Consider the following 16003-nt stretch of genomic DNA (forward strand, 5'->3'; position numbering starts at 1 on the left):
GAAAAAGGGAGCTTCGGCTCCCTTTTTCTTTTCCGGCATTTGCGCCCTTGCGCCTTTTGCGTCCTTTTGCGGAGGCCGCCCGGGTGTACGGCCGTGCTTGTATTCGCGCGCGGCGCACGCATCTGGGGTACCTGCCATGGCGGGCGCGCAACGGGCCGGTCACAGTTGGGCGACGGCAAGACGGATACAGTGGCCGCCCCGGCGGCGAAGGACCGCCCGCATCGTCCGGCCTGGCGCCGCAAAGGCCCGTACCGCAAGGCGTTGCGGCCGGCTCATGCGCTGCGGCTATAGCGAATATGCACAATTGTGCATCTATCCGGTATTGCCAGCCGTGCTATCGTTACACATCTGCAGCAGCCAGCCCGTATGAACAAGCGCGTCATTCCCATCGTTGATTATCGGCAAGCCATGCCCCTGGGCGTGGCTGCGGGCTATTTGCCGGTTCCGTCGGAGCCCGTCGGCCTGCTGGGCGATGCCCTGGGCCGCCCGTTGCACGACCTGCGCATCTCGGTGACCGACCGCTGCAATTTCCGCTGCGTCTATTGCATGCCCAAGGATGTGTTCGACAAGGAATACCAATTCCTGCCGCACTCCGCCCTGCTCACCTTTGAAGAAATCACCCGCGTCGCGCGCCAGTTCGTGGCGCACGGCGTGCGCAAGATCCGCCTGACCGGCGGCGAGCCGCTGCTGCGCAAGAACATCGAGCGCCTGGTCGAGATGCTGGCCGCGCTGCGCACGCCCGAAGGCGAGGAGATCGACCTCACCCTGACCACCAACGGCACGCTGTTGAAGCAAAAGGCGCAGGCCCTGAAGGCCGCCGGCCTCAAGCGCGTCACCGTGTCACTGGATTCGCTGAACGACGAAGCCTTCCGCCGCATGAACGACGTCGACTTCCCGGTCGCGCGCGTGCTCGAAGGCATCGACGCCGCCCATGCCGCCGGCCTGGGCCCGGTGAAGATCAACATGGTGGTCAAGAAGGGCCTGAACGACCACGAGATCCTGCCGATGGCGCGCCACTTCAAGGGCACGCCGGCCATCCTGCGCTTCATCGAATACATGGACGTCGGCGCCTCCAACGGCTGGCGCATGGAAGAAGTGCTGCCCTCCAATGAGGTGGTGCGCCGCATCGCCGCCGAACTGCCGCTGGTCGAAGCCGATCCCAACTACGTGGGCGAGACCGCCGAGCGCTGGCGCTATGCCGACGGCAGCGGCGAGATCGGCGTGATCTCCAGCGTCACCCACGCCTTCTGCGGCGACTGCTCGCGCGCGCGCCTGTCCACCGAGGGCAAGGTCTACACCTGCCTCTTCGCCAGCCAGGGCCATGACCTGCGCGGCATCGTGCGCAACGGCGGCTCCGACGCCGAACTCGCCGGCGCCATCGCGCAGCTGTGGAGCCATCGCGGCGACCGCTATTCCGAATTGCGCAGCGGCCTGCAGGACGAAGCGGCGCCGCGCAAGGTAGAGATGTCCTATATCGGCGGCTAGGCCCGCGCCTGCCGCGCCACCGGGGCAATATCCATGTCAGCCGTACCCGCCATCGCCGCCAGCCACATCACCGGCCTCGTCCTGGCCGGCGGCCGCGGCACGCGCATGGGCGGCGTCGACAAGGGGCTGGAAATCCTGCACGGCAAGCCGCTGGCGCAACATGTGCTGGAACGGCTGGCGCCGCAGGTCTGTACGCTGGCCGTCAACGCCAACCGCTCCCAGCTGCGTTACGCCGCCTTCGGCTATCCGATCTGGCACGACCTCGCGCCCGACTTCCCCGGCCCGCTGGCGGGCCTGCAATGCGGCCTGGCGCACTGCGCCACGCCCTTCCTCGCCACCGCGCCCTGCGATTCGCCGCTCATTCCCTATGACCTGGTGGCCAGGCTGGCCGAAGAGATGGCCGCCTCGGGCGCCGACGCCGCCTTCGCCGTCACCGGCGCGCAAGACAAACGGCAGCGCCATCCGGTATGCTCCCTGCTGCGCAAATCGTCGCTGCCGTCGCTGGACGCGTTTCTCGCCGCCGGCGAACGCAAGATGGAACTCTGGTTCGCCACGCTGCGCTGCGTGGAGGTCGACTTCCCCGACGAGCGCGCCTTCAGCAACATCAACACCGGGCTGCAGTTGCAGCAGCTCGAGCAAGAACAATGACCCAGAACGCATCACATCCCTCGCCTTCACTGAACGACATCATCAGCTGCATCAGCGGCTACGATCCCGACGCCATGACCGTGGCCCAGGCGCAAGCCGTCATCCGGGATTTCATCGAACCGATCACCGCCGTCGAAAAGGTATCTATCCGCAGCGCCCTGTCGCGCGTGCTGGCACAGGACATCGTCTCGCGCATCGACGTGCCCGCGCATGACAATTCGGCCATGGACGGCTATGCGCTGCGCGGCGAGGATGTCGCCGCCGGCGGCGCAGTCACCCTGCAGGTGATCGGCGCGGTACATGCCGGCGCCAGTTTCGCCGGCGAGATCAGGCCAGGCCAGTGCGTACGCATCATGACCGGCGCGCCGATGCCAGCGGACTGCGACACGGTGGTGCCGCAAGAGCTGACCGTGGACGCCGGCGAGCACGCCATCACCATCCCCGCCGGCCGCGCGCGTCCCGGCGACAACCGCCGCCTGCGCGGCGAAGACCTGGCCATGGGCAGCGTGGCGCTGCCGCGCGGACGCCGCCTGCGCCCGTCCGACATCGGCCTGCTGGCCTCGCTGGGCATTCCGGAAGTCTCGGTGCAGCGTCGCCTGCGCGTGGCCTTCTTCTCCACCGGCGACGAGCTGCGCTCGGTGGGCGAGCCGCTCGATCCCGGCTGCGTCTACGACTCCAACCGCTATACCTTGTACGGCATGCTCACGCGGCTGGGCTGCGAGGTGATCGACATGGGCGTGGTGGGCGACGATCCGGCCGCGCTGGAAGCCGCTTTCCGCAGTGCCTGCGAAGAAGCCGACGCCGTCATCACCTCCGGCGGCGTGTCGGTGGGCGAAGCCGACTACACCAAGCAGATCATGGCCAGCCTGGGCGAAATGATGTTCTGGAAGATCGCCATGCGCCCGGGCCGGCCGCTGGCCTTCGGGCGCATCGCCTCCAAGGGGCGCGACGCCTACCTGTTCGGCCTGCCGGGCAACCCGGTGGCGGTGACGGTCAGCTTTTCCTTCTTCGTGCGCGACGCCCTGCTGCGCCTAGCCGGCGCCGAGCCCAAGCCGCTGCCGCGCCTGCGCGTGAAAAGCACCGGCCCGATCCGCAAGAGGGCCGGCCGCACCGAATACCAGCGCGGCATCCTCGCGCCGGATGAGCACGGCCTGTGGTCGGTGAAGCTGACGGGTACCCAGGGTTCGGGCGTGTTGCGCTCGATGTCGGACGCCAACTGCATCATCGAGCTGGAGCACGAGCGGGGCGATGTGGCCGCCGGCGAGGAAGTGTCGATCGTGGTGTTCGACGGTTTGATCTGAGGCCGGCCGCCAGCGCGGCGGCCATGGATATCGTCGTCCCGGCTTTCGCAGGGACGACGCATTAAAAAGAGACAGAAGATACGACGAAGATCCTGGCGCCCGCGACGGACTCAGACGCCGTCGGCGTCTTCCCCAAGATCCAGCTCCGCCGTCCCCAGCAGCTTCTGCGCACTCTCTGACGGCAAGGCCTCGACCGACTTCAGCTTGCGCGTCATCTGGCGCGTGCGCGTCTCGGCCTGGTCGATGTTCTTGGCGGCGCGCTCCAGCGCCAGCTTGGTGGAGGCCAGCACGTCGCCGAACTTGCCGAACTCGGTCTTCACCGCGCCCAGCACCTGCCACACCTCCGACGAGCGCTTCTCCAGCGCCAGCGTGCGGAAGCCCATCTGCAGGCTGTTCAGCAACGCCGACAAGGTCGACGGCCCGGCGATGGTGACCCGGTGCGTGCGCTGCAGGTCATCCGAGAGTCCCGGGCGACGCATCACTTCGGCATACAGTCCCTCGGTCGGCAGGAACAGGATCGCGAAGTCGGTGGTCAGCGGCGGCGACAGGTATTTTTCGGCGATGGTCTTGGCCTCGCCGCGCACCGCGCGCTCCAGTTCCTTGCCGGCGGTGGCCACGCCCTCGGCGTCGGCGCGCTCGGCGGCATCCACCAGGCGCTCGTACTGCTCCTTGGGGAACTTGGCGTCGACCGGCATCCACACCGGGGTGGCGTCGTCCTTGGCGCCCGGCAGGCGGATGGCGAACTCCACCCGTTCGCCGCTGCCCGGCACGGTTTCCACGTTCTTGGCGTACTGCTCGGGCGTGAGCATCTGTTCCAGCAAAATCTCCAGCTGCACTTCGCCCCAGGTGCCGCGCGTCTTGACGTTGGTCAGCACGCGTTTCAGGTCGCCCACGCCGGTGGCCAGCTGCTGCATCTCGCCCAGGCCCTGGTGCACTTTGTCGAGCCGGTCCGAGACCAGCTTGAAGGATTCGCCCAGGCGCTGCTCCAGCGTGGCGTGCAGCTTCTCGTCGACGGTCTTGCGCATCTCTTCCAGCTTTTGCGCGTTGTCGGTCTGCAGGTCCTTGATCTTGGCCTCCAGCGTGGCGCGCACCTCGGCCATGCGCTGCGAGTTGGACTCGGTCAGCGCCGACAACTGCTGGTTCAGCGTATCGCCGAAGCGCTTGAGCGACACCGCCTGCTCCTCGCGGTTGACCTGGGCCTGCAGCGTGATCGACTGGCGCATGCTGTCGAGCTGCTGGGCGTTGGTCTCGTTGAGCTTGACCAGTTGCTGGGCGAAACCGTCGATCTGGTTGTTCTGCAACGTGGCCACGCTGGACATCTGGGTCGCCAGCGTCTGCTGCAGCTGGGCGAAGTTGCCGCCCAGTTCCTGGCGCGTGGCCTGCGCGCTGGCCTGCACCTGGCTGCGCAGCTCGCGCTCGATGCGCTCGCCGGTGTCCTGCTGGTGGCGTTGCAGGTCTTGCTTGAGCTGCTGCAGCGCGGCTTCGCCGCCGCCGTCGTCGCGACGGCCGGAACGCAGCAGCGCCAGGATCTGCAGCACGATGCCGACCGCAACCAGGCCGGCGAGTATCAGTTCGAATGATGTCATGGAGGAAAATGGAACGCGGCCCGCCCGGTGCGCCGGACGGGCCAGTGAAAAGATACGCCATGGTGCGCGATCGGCGCGCGCGGCGCAAGCGCCAGGGCCTTATTCGGGCTTGTTGCGCATCCAGTCCGCAGTCTGGTACAGCGCCGTGAGCAGGCGCTTCATCAGGTCATCGGACAGGCCCACATCCTGCATCGCCCAGGTCATGCAGCGCAGCCACTGGTCGCGCTCGGAAATGCCGATCGGGAACGGCAGGTGACGCGCGCGCAGGCGCGGATGGCCGAATTGCTCGATGTACAGGTTGGGGCCGCCGGTCCAGCCGGAGAGGAACATGTAGGTCTTCTCGCGCGAGCCCTCCAGCGAAGGCGGATGCAGCGCGCGGATGCCGGCGAACTCCGGCTCCAGGTCCATCAGGTCGTAGAAGCGGTCGACCATCTCGCGCAGTTTTTCTGCGCCGCCGATCAGGTCGAAAGTGGTTGGCTGGTTGGGATCTTCGATTTGCATAAGGACGCCATGATACCGCAGCGGCCAACCGGCCGCCGGCCGCAGCCGGCGGCTATGTGCAGGCGATTTGACCTGGATCGGCTCAGGCCTCGCGCAGGGTCTGCAGGGGCGGACGCCCCAGCACGTGGCGCAGCCCCGCCCAGCCGCCGATGGCCGAGCAGCCCGCGCCCAGCGCCATGCCGGCCAGCCACACCAGCGGGCTCAGCGTCCAGTCGAAGTTGAACACGTAATGCGCCAGCGCCCAGCCGATGCCGGCCGCGCCGCTGGCCGCCAGGAGCCCGGCCACCGAGCCCACCAGCAGCACCTCGATGCGTTGCGCGCGGGAAAGCTCGACCCGGGTGGCGCCCAGCGCGCGCAGCAGGCCGGCCTCGCGCACGCGCTCATCCTGCGAGCCCGCCAGCGCCGCGTACAGCACCAGCACGCCCGAGCACAGCGTGAAGAGGAACAGGAACTCCACCGCCGAGATCACCTGCCCCACCACGTCCTGGATCTGCCGCAGCACGCTGCCGATGTCGACCACGGTGAGGTTGGGGAAGTCGCGCGCCAGCGCGTTGCCCAGCCCCTCCTGCGGCGGCGTCAGGTGCACCGCCGTGATCCAGCTTTGCGGCGTATCGCGCATGGCCTTGGGATTGATGATCACGAAGAAGTTGACCCGCAGCGAACCCCACTCCAGCTTGCGCAGGCTGGTCACCGGCGCCTCCACCAGCTGGCCGGCGATGTCGAACTGCAGGCGGTCGCCCAGCTTGATGCCCAGCGTCTGCGCCAGGCCGCGCTCGACCGAGGCTTCCGGCTTGCTGTCGTCGTACCAGCGGCCGGCCACGATGCCGTTGCCGGGCGGGATCTCGGCCATGGTCGAGAGATTGAATTCGCGGTCGACCAGGCGCTTGGCGCGATCCTCCTGATAGTCGGCCGCGCTGATCTGGCGGCCGTTGATCTGCACCAGGCGGCCGCGGATCATCGGATAGAGATCGGCCCCGGCCACGCCGCCCCGGCTCAACTCCTGCGCCACCGCCTGGCGCTGGTCGGGCTGGATGTTGATGATGAAGCGGTTGGGCGCATCCGGCGGCGTGGCCTGGCGCCACGCGCCGACCAGGTCGCCGCGGATCACGGTCAGCAGCAGCAGCGCCATCAGCCCCAGGCCCAGCGCCACCACCTGCATCACGGCCGCCGCCGGACGGCGCTGCAGCCCGTCGATGGCGAAGCGCCAGCTCTGGCTGTCGAACAGGCCGCGCAGCGAGCGCAAGGCGCGCAGGCAAAGCCAGGCCACCAGCGCGAACAGGCCGAAACCGCCGAGGAAGCCGGCGATGGTCAGCAAACCCAGCTTGAGGTCGCCCGCCTGCCACAGCAGCAGCCCGGAAAACACCAGCGTGCCCAGCACATAGGTCAGCACCGCCAGCGTCTGCGGCGCCCCCTGCTCGCGCCGGATCACGCGATTGTGCGGCACGTTGCGCAACTGCAAAATGGGCGGCAGCGCAAAGCCCACCAGCAGCAGCAGGCCGGTGGCCACGCCCTGCGCCGCGGGCTGCCAGCCGGCCGGCGGCAACGCGGTCGGCATGAAACTGCCCAGCCATTGCAGCAGCGCGAAGTGCGCGGCATAGCCCAGCGCCATGCCGATCACGCTGGCGGCGACGCCGACCAGCACGAACTCGATCAGGTACAGGGCCGTGACCTGGTTCTGCGTCATGCCGAAACAACGCAACATGGCGCAGGCGTCCAGATGGCGCATCATGAAGCGGCGCGCCGCCATGGCCACTGCCAGCGCCGCCAGCATGGCCGACAGCAGCCCCACCAGCGACAGGAATTGTTCGGCGCGGTCCAGCGTGGCGCGCATCTCGGGACGGCCGTTCTCCAGCGACTCGATGCGCACGGCGCGCAGCTTGCGTTCGTCGATCTGTTTTTCCACCATCTGCTGGAAGGCCTTGACCGGCTCCGGCGCGCCCGCGAGCAGCAGGCGGTAGGTCACGCGCGAGCCGACCTGCACCAGGTGCGTGGCGGCCAGGTCGCCCTCGCCCAGCATCACGCGCGGCGCGAAGTTGATGAAGGCGCTGCCGCGGTCGGGCTCCACCGAGATCACGCCGGCGATGCGCAGGCCGGCGTCGCCCACCTTGAGCAGGTCGCCCACGCGCACGTCCAGCGCCGACAGGATTTGCGGATCGACCCACACCGTGCCCGGCTGCGGAATCCCCTCGGCCGGACGGTCGCGGCCGTCGGTGCCCTGCAGCTTGAGCTGGCCGCGCAGCGGATAGCCGGGCGTGACCGCCTTGATCGATGACAGCACCGAGCGGGCGGCGTCGCCCTCGCCGGCCTGCGCCATGCTGGGGAAGACCACCGTCTGCGCCTGCAGCAGGCCCTGGGCCTGCGCCTGCTGCAGCCATTGCGCCGGCATCGGCTGGTCGGCCGCCACCAGCAGGTCGGCGCCCAGCAGTTGATGGGCGTCGCGCGTCATGCCGGCGCGCATGCGGTCGACGAAGAAGCTGACGGAAGACAGCGCCGCCACCGCGACGATCAGGGCGATCAGCAGGAAGCGGAGTTCGCCGGTGCGCCAGTCGCGGCGGGTCATGCGCAATGCGTGTTGGAACATGCCGTGGCCAGTAGGAACGTTGATGGAATGCGGAACGGGACTGACAGGATAAAGCAAAAACGGCCTGCCCTCCGCCAGGAAGACAGGCCGCCCTTCACGCCGGCGCCGTTCAGGCCGCCAGCGAGGACATGTCGATCACGAAGCGGTACTTCACGTCGCTCTTGAGCATGCGCTCGTAAGCCTGGTTGATGTCCTGGATCTTGATGATCTCGATGTCGGAGTGGATGCCGTGCTCGGCGCAGAAGTCCAGCATCTCCTGGGTCTCCTTGATGCCGCCGATCAGCGAGCCCGCCAGGTGGCGGCGCTTGAAGATGAAGTTGGCCACCGACGGCGACGGGTGCGGGTGCTCGGGCAGGCCGACCAGGGTCATGGTGCCCTCACGCTTCAGCAGCACCATGAAGGCGTCCAGGTTGTGCTGGGCCGCCACGGTGTTGAGGATGAAGTCGAAGCTGTTGGCGTGCGCGGCCATCTGATCGGCGTCCTTGGACACCACCACTTCATCGGCGCCCAGGCGCAGCGCGTCTTCCTTCTTGTCCGGCGAGGTGGTGAACAGCACCACATGCGCGCCCATGGCGTGCGCCAGCTTCACGCCCATGTGACCCAGGCCGCCCAGGCCGACGATGCCGACCTTGTGGCCGGGGCCGACCTTCCAGTGGCGCAGCGGCGACCAGGTGGTGATGCCCGCGCACAGCAGCGGCGCAGCGCCCGCCGGATCGAGCTTGTCGGACACCGACAGCACGAACTTCTCGTTGACCACGATGTTGCTGGAGTAGCCGCCGTAGGTATAGCCGCCGCTTACCTTGTCAGGCGCGCTGTAGGTGCCGGTGAAACCGTTTTCGCAGTATTGCTCCAGCCCTTCGTCGCAGCTGCTGCAGGACTGGCAGGAATCCACCATACAGCCCACGCCGGCGATCTGGCCGACCTTGAAGCCGGTGACATGGGCGCCGACCTTGGTGATGCGGCCGACGATTTCGTGGCCGGGCACCACCGGGAACACGGTGCCCTTCCATTCGTCGCGCGCCATGTGCAGGTCGGAGTGGCACACGCCGCAGAACAGGATGTCCATCTGCACGTCGTGCGCGCCGACTTCGCGGCGCTCGAAGCTGAACGGCGCCAATGGGGAAGATGCATTTTGCGCAGCGTAACCTTGCGATTTCAGCATGGGATAGTCCTTTCGGAAACAGAGGGGAAAATGGCCGCCCGCCGGCGGTGTTGCGGGGTCGCGGAGCAGCCGGTCTTCTGATCGTCAGCGGCAGGAAAATGTTCGGCCTTGCGCCGTCATCGACACAGCGAACCGCTGAAAAACCCGGCTATGTTAATGCCATGTCGGCCATCCTGCAGGCGCCCGCGCGACAAATGCAGGATCAGGCAAATCGCCGCGCCGCAATTGCAGGATCAGGCAAAATCAGCGCAGCCAGGCGGCGACCAGGCCCAGCGCCAGCAGCACGCCGAACGCCGTCAGCGCGCGCACGCGGGTGCGCAGCTTGTCCATCGCCGCCACCAGCTGCGCGTTCTGCTCGGCCAGCGTATTGATCAGCTGGCTGGCCTCCAGCTGTTCCTCTTCCAGCTGGCGGATGCGCTGCGCCAGCTGCGCGGTGTCGCCCGTGGCGGGGGCGAGGTCCTGCGCCTGCACCTCGCTCTTGGTCTTGCGGGTGCGCGACCACAAGTCGCGCGCGCCCTTGACGATGCCGGGCGTGGCTTGCACCACGTCGCCCCACGGTATCAATTTGATGGCGGACATCCAGCTGAATCCCATCGTCCTGCTCCTTTCAGATACGGCTTGTTGCAAATGGCCCCGAACCTCGGCCTTGCGGCTACTTCTAAGACAGTCGAAACCCGATTTTATCCCGCCGGCGCAACGGCACGCGCAAGACCGGTTTCCTTGCCGACAACACTTCCCGCTTCATGCCCCGCCTGCGCCGGCCCTCCGGAGAATTTTCCCGATGAAAGCAACACTACGCCTTACCCTGCTGCTGGCCCTGTGCGGCGCCAGCGCGGGCGCCTTCGCGCTGGACTGCGACAAGGCCGTCACGCAGGCGGAAATGAACGGCTGCGTGGCCCAGGACCTGAACCAGGCCGATGCCGAGCTGAACCAGACCTATATCGCCTACCGCGCCAAATTGCGCACCGCCCAGCAGAACCAGATCCGCGACGTACAGCTGGCCTGGATGAAATACCGCGACCTGTCCTGCCGCTTCGAAAGCGCGGGCGTGGCCGGCGGCTCTGCCTCCGGCATGGCGCTGCAAACCTGCCTGGCCGACAAGACGCGCCAGCGCACCAGGGAGCTCAAGGCGCTGGCCGGCTGCCCCGAGGGCGATCTCTCCTGCCCGCGCTAGGCAGCCGCCGGCATTCATGCTGTAATGCGCTCGTCTGCAGATCCAAGCACCCGCTTCCCATTTGCCGGCATCTCGAAATCCACTCGCTCAGGGAGATACCAATGAAAAAACTGCTGATCGCCATCACCTCTTTCGCACTGGCCGCCCCGCTGCTGCTCGCCTCGCCGGCCATGGCGCAGACCGCGCAACAGAACAAGATGACCACCTGTAACAAGGACGCCGGCGACAAGAAGGGCGACGAGCGCAAGGCCTTCATGAAGGAATGCCTGTCCAACAAGCCCGCCAAGCCGGCTACCCAGCAAGACAAGATGAAGCAGTGCAACGCCGACGCCGCCGGCAAGAAAGGCGACGAGCGCAAGGCCTTCATGTCGTCCTGCCTGAAGAAGGACAAGTCCTGAGGCAGGAGGACGCGCAAGCGCGCCAGCGTTTGCCGCATGAAAAAAGCCCCGGCATGCCGGGGCTTTTTGTTTGGTGCGGCGACCGCCGCCGGGCGCCGGCTCAATGCCCAGCGTTCAGCGCTCAGTGCGCGCTGCGCTTGAAGAAGAACAGCCCCGCGCCCACCAGCATCAGCACGCCGCCGAAGAAGCGGTTCTGCGCCTTGACCGCCTTCTGGTTGCGGAAGAAGCGCTGCAGCCGGCTGGCGGCGAAAGCGTAGCCATGCATCACCACCAGGTCCACCGCCACCATGGTCACCGCCAGCACCAGCAGTTGCAGCCAGAGCGGACGATCGTGGTCGATGAACTGCGGCAGCACCGCCACCATGAAGACGATGCCCTTGGGATTGGTGGCATTGGTCAGGAAGCCGGTCATGCAGCGCTGCCACCAGGCCTGGCCGCGCGTGGCGGCCGCGGTCGCATTGGCCGTATCCAGCGCCGCGCCCTCCTGCCGGACTTCCACCGGCGCGCGCCATTGCGAGAAGCCCAGGTAGATCAGGTACAGCGCGCCGGCCACCTTGATGATGTTGAAGGCGGTCTCGGAGGCCACCAGCAGCGAGCCCACGCCGGCGCCGGCAATGATCAGGATCACCACCAGCGCGATCTCGAGCCCGAGGATGGTGGCGCTGGTGCGGCGCACGCCGTAGTTCAGGCCATGGCTCATCGACAGCACCGCGCCGGACCCGGGGGAAATGGCGATCACGCAAGCGGCGACAAAGAATGCAAACCAGGTTTGATAAGCCATGTGAGTCTCGATGATGCTGTTGGGAAAGCTCGTCATTATAAAGAATATCGGCGCCCCGGACTTCCTGTTCGCCTACAGCAGACTCAGCATTCCATGCCAGAACTTCACCCGTCGCGCCGCATCAGACTCCATGTCTGAACCGATATCTCAACCGGCGCATGCATGCCGACAACCACAACAGGAGATACAGCATGGACCTCCATCTCTCTTTCGGCCCGCTGGCGGCGCTCATCGCCGGCATCCTGATCCTGGCCATGCCGCGGCTGCTGAACTACATCGTCGCGCTATACCTGATCGTGATCGGCCTGGTCGGCCTGTTCGGCTGATCCGCCGGGGAGGCATCGTGAACCTGCACATTACCCTCGCGCCGCTGGTGTCGCTGGTGGCCGGCATCCTGATCCTGATCGCGCCCCGGCTGCTCAACGTCATCGTCGCGATCTACCTGATCGCCATGGGCGTGATGGGACTGGTCGGCCACGGCAAATTCATCTGAAGCGTTTCATCTGAGGCGTTGCGCGTACGGCGACCTGCTCTCGGCGCCGCTGCAGAACGCTAAAAAGAAACGCGAGAAAGAAATGCGAAAAACGGCGGCAACGATTGCTTACAAATCTGCGATGAAATGAAACACTTTGATGTCGTCCACCGGATCGGCCGTTCGTTATTGGAAGTAAGGCGCAGCGAAAAGCGTAGTACGCAAAATCAAACGCCGAGCGTAACCTTCACTTTCAAAAGGAATTGCCATGAAGACCCAAGCCGCCAAATCCGTCATCGCCGCCACCCTGCTGACCGCCCTGGCACTGCCGGTGTTCGCGCAGACCGGCGCCGCCGCTGCGGCAACCACGCCTGCCGCTCCTGCCGCCGCGACCAGCGACGCAGCACCGAAGGCCAAGACTTCGCACGCCAAGCACAAGGCGGCCAAGAAGACCGAGAAGAAGGCTGAAAAGAAGGATGCCGCCGGCGCCGAAGCCAAGCCGGCCACCGACGCCGCCAAGGCCAAGTAATTCGCCGCACCGAACACGCACCATCACCGAGACAACCGATTTCTGAAAGAAGCCAGCCATGAAAACCAACGCCATCATCGTCGCCTCCCTGCTGTCCGCCCTGACCCTGCCGGTGTTCGCACAAACCGGCGCCGCGACCGCCCCGGCGGCAACCCCCGCCGCGCCGGCAGCCGCGACTACCGATGCAGCACCGAAGGCCAAGACTTCGCACGCCAAGCACAAGGCGGCAAAGAAGGCTGACAAGAGCGACAAGAAGACGGAAAAGAAGGATGCCGCAGGCGCTGAAGCCAAGCCTGCCGCCGATGCAGCCAAGACCAAGTAATTCATTGCCATACCGACCGCGTATCCACGCCCAGACTACCGACTCCTGAAAGGATCTAGCCATGAAAACCAAAGCCATCATCGTCGCTTCCCTGCTGTCCGCCCTGACCCTGCCGGTGTTCGCCCAGACCGGCGCGCCGACCGCGGCGCCCACCGGCACCGCCCCGGCCTCCGCGCCAGGCACCAACCCCGGCCCGGGCCCGGCCACCAAGGCTGAAGCCGCGACCAAGGCCGAAGCGCACAAGGTGAAGAAGGCCACCAAGAAGACCGCCAAGAAGGCCAAGGCGAAGGTCGACAGCGCCACCGGCGCGGACAAGCCGGCCGCCGACGGCGCCAAGAAGTAAGCAGCAACGCAAGGAGCATTACCGGAGCGCAGCGCGCTCCACCCATGTCAGGGATGACTGGGATGCCGCATCATCGCCGCGAGGTGTTGATGCGGCATTTTTTTGCGGCGGCGCCGGTGGCGAAAAGAAATCAGCCGGCCTGCCAGCGGATGGCGACGCGCTCGCCACCAGAAGAGAAATGCGCGCAATCCATGCCGATGCCGGCCGCGAAAATCAGCGCGTCGCCGGCGAACAGCAGCGGCAGGTAAGGACGTTCCCAGGCCGGGACGTCGGCGCTCTGGAAGTGTTGTTTCAGGCTGCGCGCCGGTCGGTTGGCGGCCAGCTTCACCCGCTCGCCGCCGCTGCGCCCCTGCACCGACAGCGCCTGCGCCGCCAGCCATACGGTATCGAAACCGGGCCTCGTATCCGCGGCCGCCAGCAGATCGAAATGCAGCGCGCCGTAACAGGCCGCCACCCGCAAGGATTTCTCCCCCGCCCACTTCAGCCTGAGGACGGCGCCCTCTTCGGGCGGCGTACGGCGCGGCGCGAGGAACACGCGCTCCCGGTAACGATGCACCTCGCCGTCGGGATGCGAGACGCACAGCTGGGCCTCGACGTCGGCCTGCATCAGCTGCGCGCGCATCTCGTGCATCCAGGCCGCGGACGGCATGCGCATGCCGCGCAGTCCGAACCAATGGCGCATCAGGTTGAAGAAGCGCTGCTCGCTGAGCTCGCGCAAGACCGGCATCAGCAGGTGATCGTCGCTGCGGCAGCGCTCCAGGTCCTGGACGGCCACCTCGCGCAGCAATTCCTGCGCGCCCTGCGCATGCCCGGCCGCGCGCGCCAGGCGCTGCTGGTAGCCGTGAAAGGATTGTCCCAGCGCGGGCATCACCAGGTGCCGCAAGGCGTTGCGGGCGTAGCGGGTGTCGGCGTTGGATTCATCCTCGATGTGCGGCAGCGAGCGCGCCGCCGCATAGGCTTCCAGCTGCGTGCGCGTGATGCCCAGCAGCGGGCGCACGATCAGCGTGGCGTCGTCGCCCAGCAAACCGGGCGCCGTGTTGCATGCCTCCATGCCCGACATGCCGGCCAGGCCGCTGCCGCGCAGCAGTTGCAGCAACACCGTCTCGGCCTGGTCGTCCAGATGATGCGCGCTCAGCAGGATGGCTGCGCCATGTTCGCGGCACATGCGCCCCAGCGCGGCGTAGCGCGCCACGCGGGCGGCCTCCTCCACGCCGCTGCCGGCGACGTTGTCCAGGCTCACGCGCGCGGCGAAGAACGGCACGCCCAAGCGCTCGCAACTCGCCTGGCAATGCGCCTGCCAGGCATCCGCATGCGGGCTCAGGCCGTGATGCACGTGCAGCGCCAGCAGCGTCATGCCGCCGGCTGCGGCGTGGGCCGCGGCCACATCCAGCAGCACCGAGGAATCCAGTCCGCCGCTGTAGGCCACGGCGAGCGTGCCGCCGGTGGTGCCGGTGGTGCCGGTGATGCCGCTGGTGCCGGCGCGCTGCAGGGCCTCGCGCAGGGCCGACGACAGCGCCTGCGCCGTCTTGCCCGCGCTGCCGGGTTCATCGGATGGAAGATCTGAATCGGACATGAGTATCGAACAGTTGCAAATGAGCCCGCCGGCCAGAAACGACAAACGCCAGCGACGGTGATCGCTGGCGCTTGGACTTGCCCGGCCGTCAGCCGGAGGAAGACGAAACGGCTTATTCGGCCGAATTCAGTTCCTTGAACTTGCCGTAGGCCATCAGCTTTTCGTGACGCGCCGCCAGCAGCTCCTTGGTCTTCATGCCCTGGAACTGGCGCAGCGTGTCCGACAGCGCGCGCTTGAGCAGCGCGGCCATTTGCTTCGGATCGCGGTGGGCGCCGCCCAGCGGCTCGTTGACGATCTTGTCGATCAGGCCGATCGCCTTCAGGCGATGCGCGGTCAGGCCCAACGCCTCGGCGGCGTCGGCGGCGCGGTCGGCGGTCTTCCACAGGATGGAAGCGCAGCCTTCCGGCGAGATCACCGAATAGGTCGCGTATTGCAGCATCAGCACCGAGTCGCCCACGGCGATGGCCAGCGCGCCGCCGGAGCCGCCTTCGCCGATGATGGTGGCGATCAGCGGCACCTTCAGTTCGGCCATCACGTACAGGTTGTGGCCGATCGCTTCGGACTGGCCGCGCTCTTCAGCGTCGATGCCGGGGAATGCGCCCGGGGTGTCGACGAAGGTAAAGATGGGTAAATTGAATTTCTCGGCCACCTTCATCAGGCGCATCGCCTTGCGATAGCCTTCCGGCTTGGGCATGCCGAAGTTGCGCATTGCGCGTTCCTTGGTGTCGCGCCCCTTCTGGTGGCCGATCACCATGCACGCCTGTCCGTTGAAGCGGGCCAGGCCGCCGACGATGGACTGGTCGTCCGCGAAGGTGCGGTCGCCGTGCAGTTCGTGGAAGTCGGTGAAGCACTCGCGCACGTAGTCCATGGTGTACGGACGCTGCGGGTGGCGGGCGATCTGCGAAACCTGCCAGGGCGTGAGCTTGGCGTAGATGTCTTTGGTCAGCTGCTGGCTTTTCTTGACCAGGCGTTCGATCTCTTCGGAGATGTCGACGGCCGAGTCGTCCTGCACAAAACGCAACTCTTCGATCTTGGCGTCCAGCTCGGCGATGGCCTGCTCGAAGCCCAGAAAAGTCGTTGTCGATTTACTCATTGTGTTCCTTTTTCAACAAGTCCGATGGAATGTCTGCAACGCCCGCCCCGTCGG

18 protein-coding genes are annotated in these 16003 nt (G+C 66.7%); 10 read left to right on the plus strand and 8 right to left on the minus strand.

Features of this window, described 5'->3' with window-relative positions; genetic code table 11:
* The first annotated feature begins 366 nt into the window (after window positions 1-366).
* The 3 genes from moaA to moeA are packed head-to-tail and all read left to right on the plus strand — an operon-like array spanning window position 367 to window position 3434.
* The gene (gene moaA, locus CEJ42_RS03170) at window positions 367-1485 is read left to right on the plus strand and encodes a GTP 3',8-cyclase MoaA (protein WP_079215390.1); all 1119 of its coding nucleotides are present in this window, start codon (window positions 367-369) and stop codon (window positions 1483-1485) included.
* 33 nt (window positions 1486-1518) lie between these two features.
* Window positions 1519-2133 carry a molybdenum cofactor guanylyltransferase MobA gene (gene mobA, locus CEJ42_RS03175; RefSeq protein WP_088749994.1) on the plus strand — a complete coding sequence of 205 codons (615 nt, stop codon included), beginning with the start codon at window positions 1519-1521 and terminating at the stop codon, window positions 2131-2133.
* Complete coding sequence (gene moeA / locus CEJ42_RS03180) at window positions 2130-3434, plus strand: molybdopterin molybdotransferase MoeA (protein WP_088749995.1); 1305 nt, start codon at window positions 2130-2132, stop codon at window positions 3432-3434. Before mobA ends, moeA begins: the two co-directional genes overlap by 4 nt.
* A 110-nt stretch (window positions 3435-3544) precedes the next feature.
* On the opposite strand, the gene CEJ42_RS03185 is transcribed toward moeA, so the two are convergent.
* From CEJ42_RS03185 to CEJ42_RS03205, 5 genes are all read right to left on the minus strand, one after another.
* Entirely contained in the window at window positions 3545-5020 is a 1476-nt protein-coding gene (locus tag CEJ42_RS03185; protein WP_207760379.1) for a DNA recombination protein RmuC, read from the minus strand.
* Window positions 5021-5119: 99 nt separating this feature from the next.
* Complete coding sequence (locus CEJ42_RS03190; RefSeq protein ID WP_079215393.1) at window positions 5120-5521, minus strand: group II truncated hemoglobin; 402 nt, start codon at window positions 5519-5521, stop codon at window positions 5120-5122.
* A gap of 82 nt (window positions 5522-5603) precedes the next feature.
* Complete coding sequence (locus CEJ42_RS03195; protein ID WP_088749996.1) at window positions 5604-8102, minus strand: ABC transporter permease; 2499 nt, start codon at window positions 8100-8102, stop codon at window positions 5604-5606.
* Window positions 8103-8211: 109 nt separating this feature from the next.
* A complete protein-coding gene (locus CEJ42_RS03200) occupies window positions 8212-9264 on the minus strand; it encodes an NAD(P)-dependent alcohol dehydrogenase (RefSeq protein WP_088749997.1) in 1053 nt (350 codons plus the stop codon).
* A gap of 243 nt (window positions 9265-9507) precedes the next feature.
* Window positions 9508-9843, minus strand: coding sequence for a hypothetical protein (locus CEJ42_RS03205; RefSeq protein WP_338034067.1), 336 nt, complete (start codon window positions 9841-9843; stop codon window positions 9508-9510).
* A gap of 202 nt (window positions 9844-10045) precedes the next feature.
* On the opposite strand from CEJ42_RS03205, the gene CEJ42_RS03210 reads away from it, so the two are divergent.
* Both CEJ42_RS03210 and CEJ42_RS03215 read left to right on the plus strand, forming a co-directional pair.
* Window positions 10046-10438, plus strand: a complete 393-nt coding sequence (locus tag CEJ42_RS03210) for a lysozyme inhibitor LprI family protein (protein WP_088749998.1) — start codon at window positions 10046-10048, stop codon at window positions 10436-10438.
* A 101-nt stretch (window positions 10439-10539) separates the two neighbouring features.
* Window positions 10540-10836 carry a PsiF family protein gene (locus CEJ42_RS03215; protein WP_079215398.1) on the plus strand — a complete coding sequence of 99 codons (297 nt, stop codon included), beginning with the start codon at window positions 10540-10542 and terminating at the stop codon, window positions 10834-10836.
* Window positions 10837-10957: 121 nt separating this feature from the next.
* On the opposite strand, the gene CEJ42_RS03220 is transcribed toward CEJ42_RS03215, so the two are convergent.
* Complete coding sequence (locus tag CEJ42_RS03220) at window positions 10958-11617, minus strand: LysE family transporter (RefSeq protein ID WP_079219127.1); 660 nt, start codon at window positions 11615-11617, stop codon at window positions 10958-10960.
* A gap of 191 nt (window positions 11618-11808) precedes the next feature.
* Between CEJ42_RS03220 and CEJ42_RS03225 the strand changes: the two genes are divergently transcribed.
* From CEJ42_RS03225 to CEJ42_RS03245, 5 genes are all read left to right on the plus strand, one after another.
* Entirely contained in the window at window positions 11809-11943 is a 135-nt protein-coding gene (locus CEJ42_RS03225) for a DUF3096 domain-containing protein (RefSeq protein WP_079215399.1), read from the plus strand.
* Between the two features lie 17 nt (window positions 11944-11960).
* A complete protein-coding gene (locus CEJ42_RS03230) occupies window positions 11961-12110 on the plus strand; it encodes a DUF3096 domain-containing protein (protein WP_088749999.1) in 150 nt (49 codons plus the stop codon).
* A gap of 247 nt (window positions 12111-12357) precedes the next feature.
* The gene (locus tag CEJ42_RS03235) at window positions 12358-12618 is read left to right on the plus strand and encodes a hypothetical protein (protein WP_088750000.1); all 261 of its coding nucleotides are present in this window, start codon (window positions 12358-12360) and stop codon (window positions 12616-12618) included.
* Window positions 12619-12676: 58 nt separating this feature from the next.
* Window positions 12677-12940, plus strand: coding sequence for a hypothetical protein (locus tag CEJ42_RS03240; protein ID WP_079215402.1), 264 nt, complete (start codon window positions 12677-12679; stop codon window positions 12938-12940).
* A 61-nt stretch (window positions 12941-13001) separates the two neighbouring features.
* The gene (locus tag CEJ42_RS03245) at window positions 13002-13283 is read left to right on the plus strand and encodes a hypothetical protein (protein ID WP_079215403.1); all 282 of its coding nucleotides are present in this window, start codon (window positions 13002-13004) and stop codon (window positions 13281-13283) included.
* Between the two features lie 130 nt (window positions 13284-13413).
* On the opposite strand, the gene tilS is transcribed toward CEJ42_RS03245, so the two are convergent.
* Window positions 13414-14856 carry a tRNA lysidine(34) synthetase TilS gene (gene tilS / locus CEJ42_RS03250; protein WP_088750001.1) on the minus strand — a complete coding sequence of 481 codons (1443 nt, stop codon included), beginning with the start codon at window positions 14854-14856 and terminating at the stop codon, window positions 13414-13416.
* A gap of 112 nt (window positions 14857-14968) precedes the next feature.
* Complete coding sequence (locus tag CEJ42_RS03255; protein ID WP_079215405.1) at window positions 14969-15949, minus strand: acetyl-CoA carboxylase carboxyltransferase subunit alpha; 981 nt, start codon at window positions 15947-15949, stop codon at window positions 14969-14971.
* Window positions 15950-16003 lie beyond the last annotated feature (54 nt).

It is taken from the genome of Herbaspirillum robiniae (assembly GCF_002213415.1).
GTDB lineage: Bacteria > Pseudomonadota > Gammaproteobacteria > Burkholderiales > Burkholderiaceae_D > Herbaspirillum > Herbaspirillum robiniae.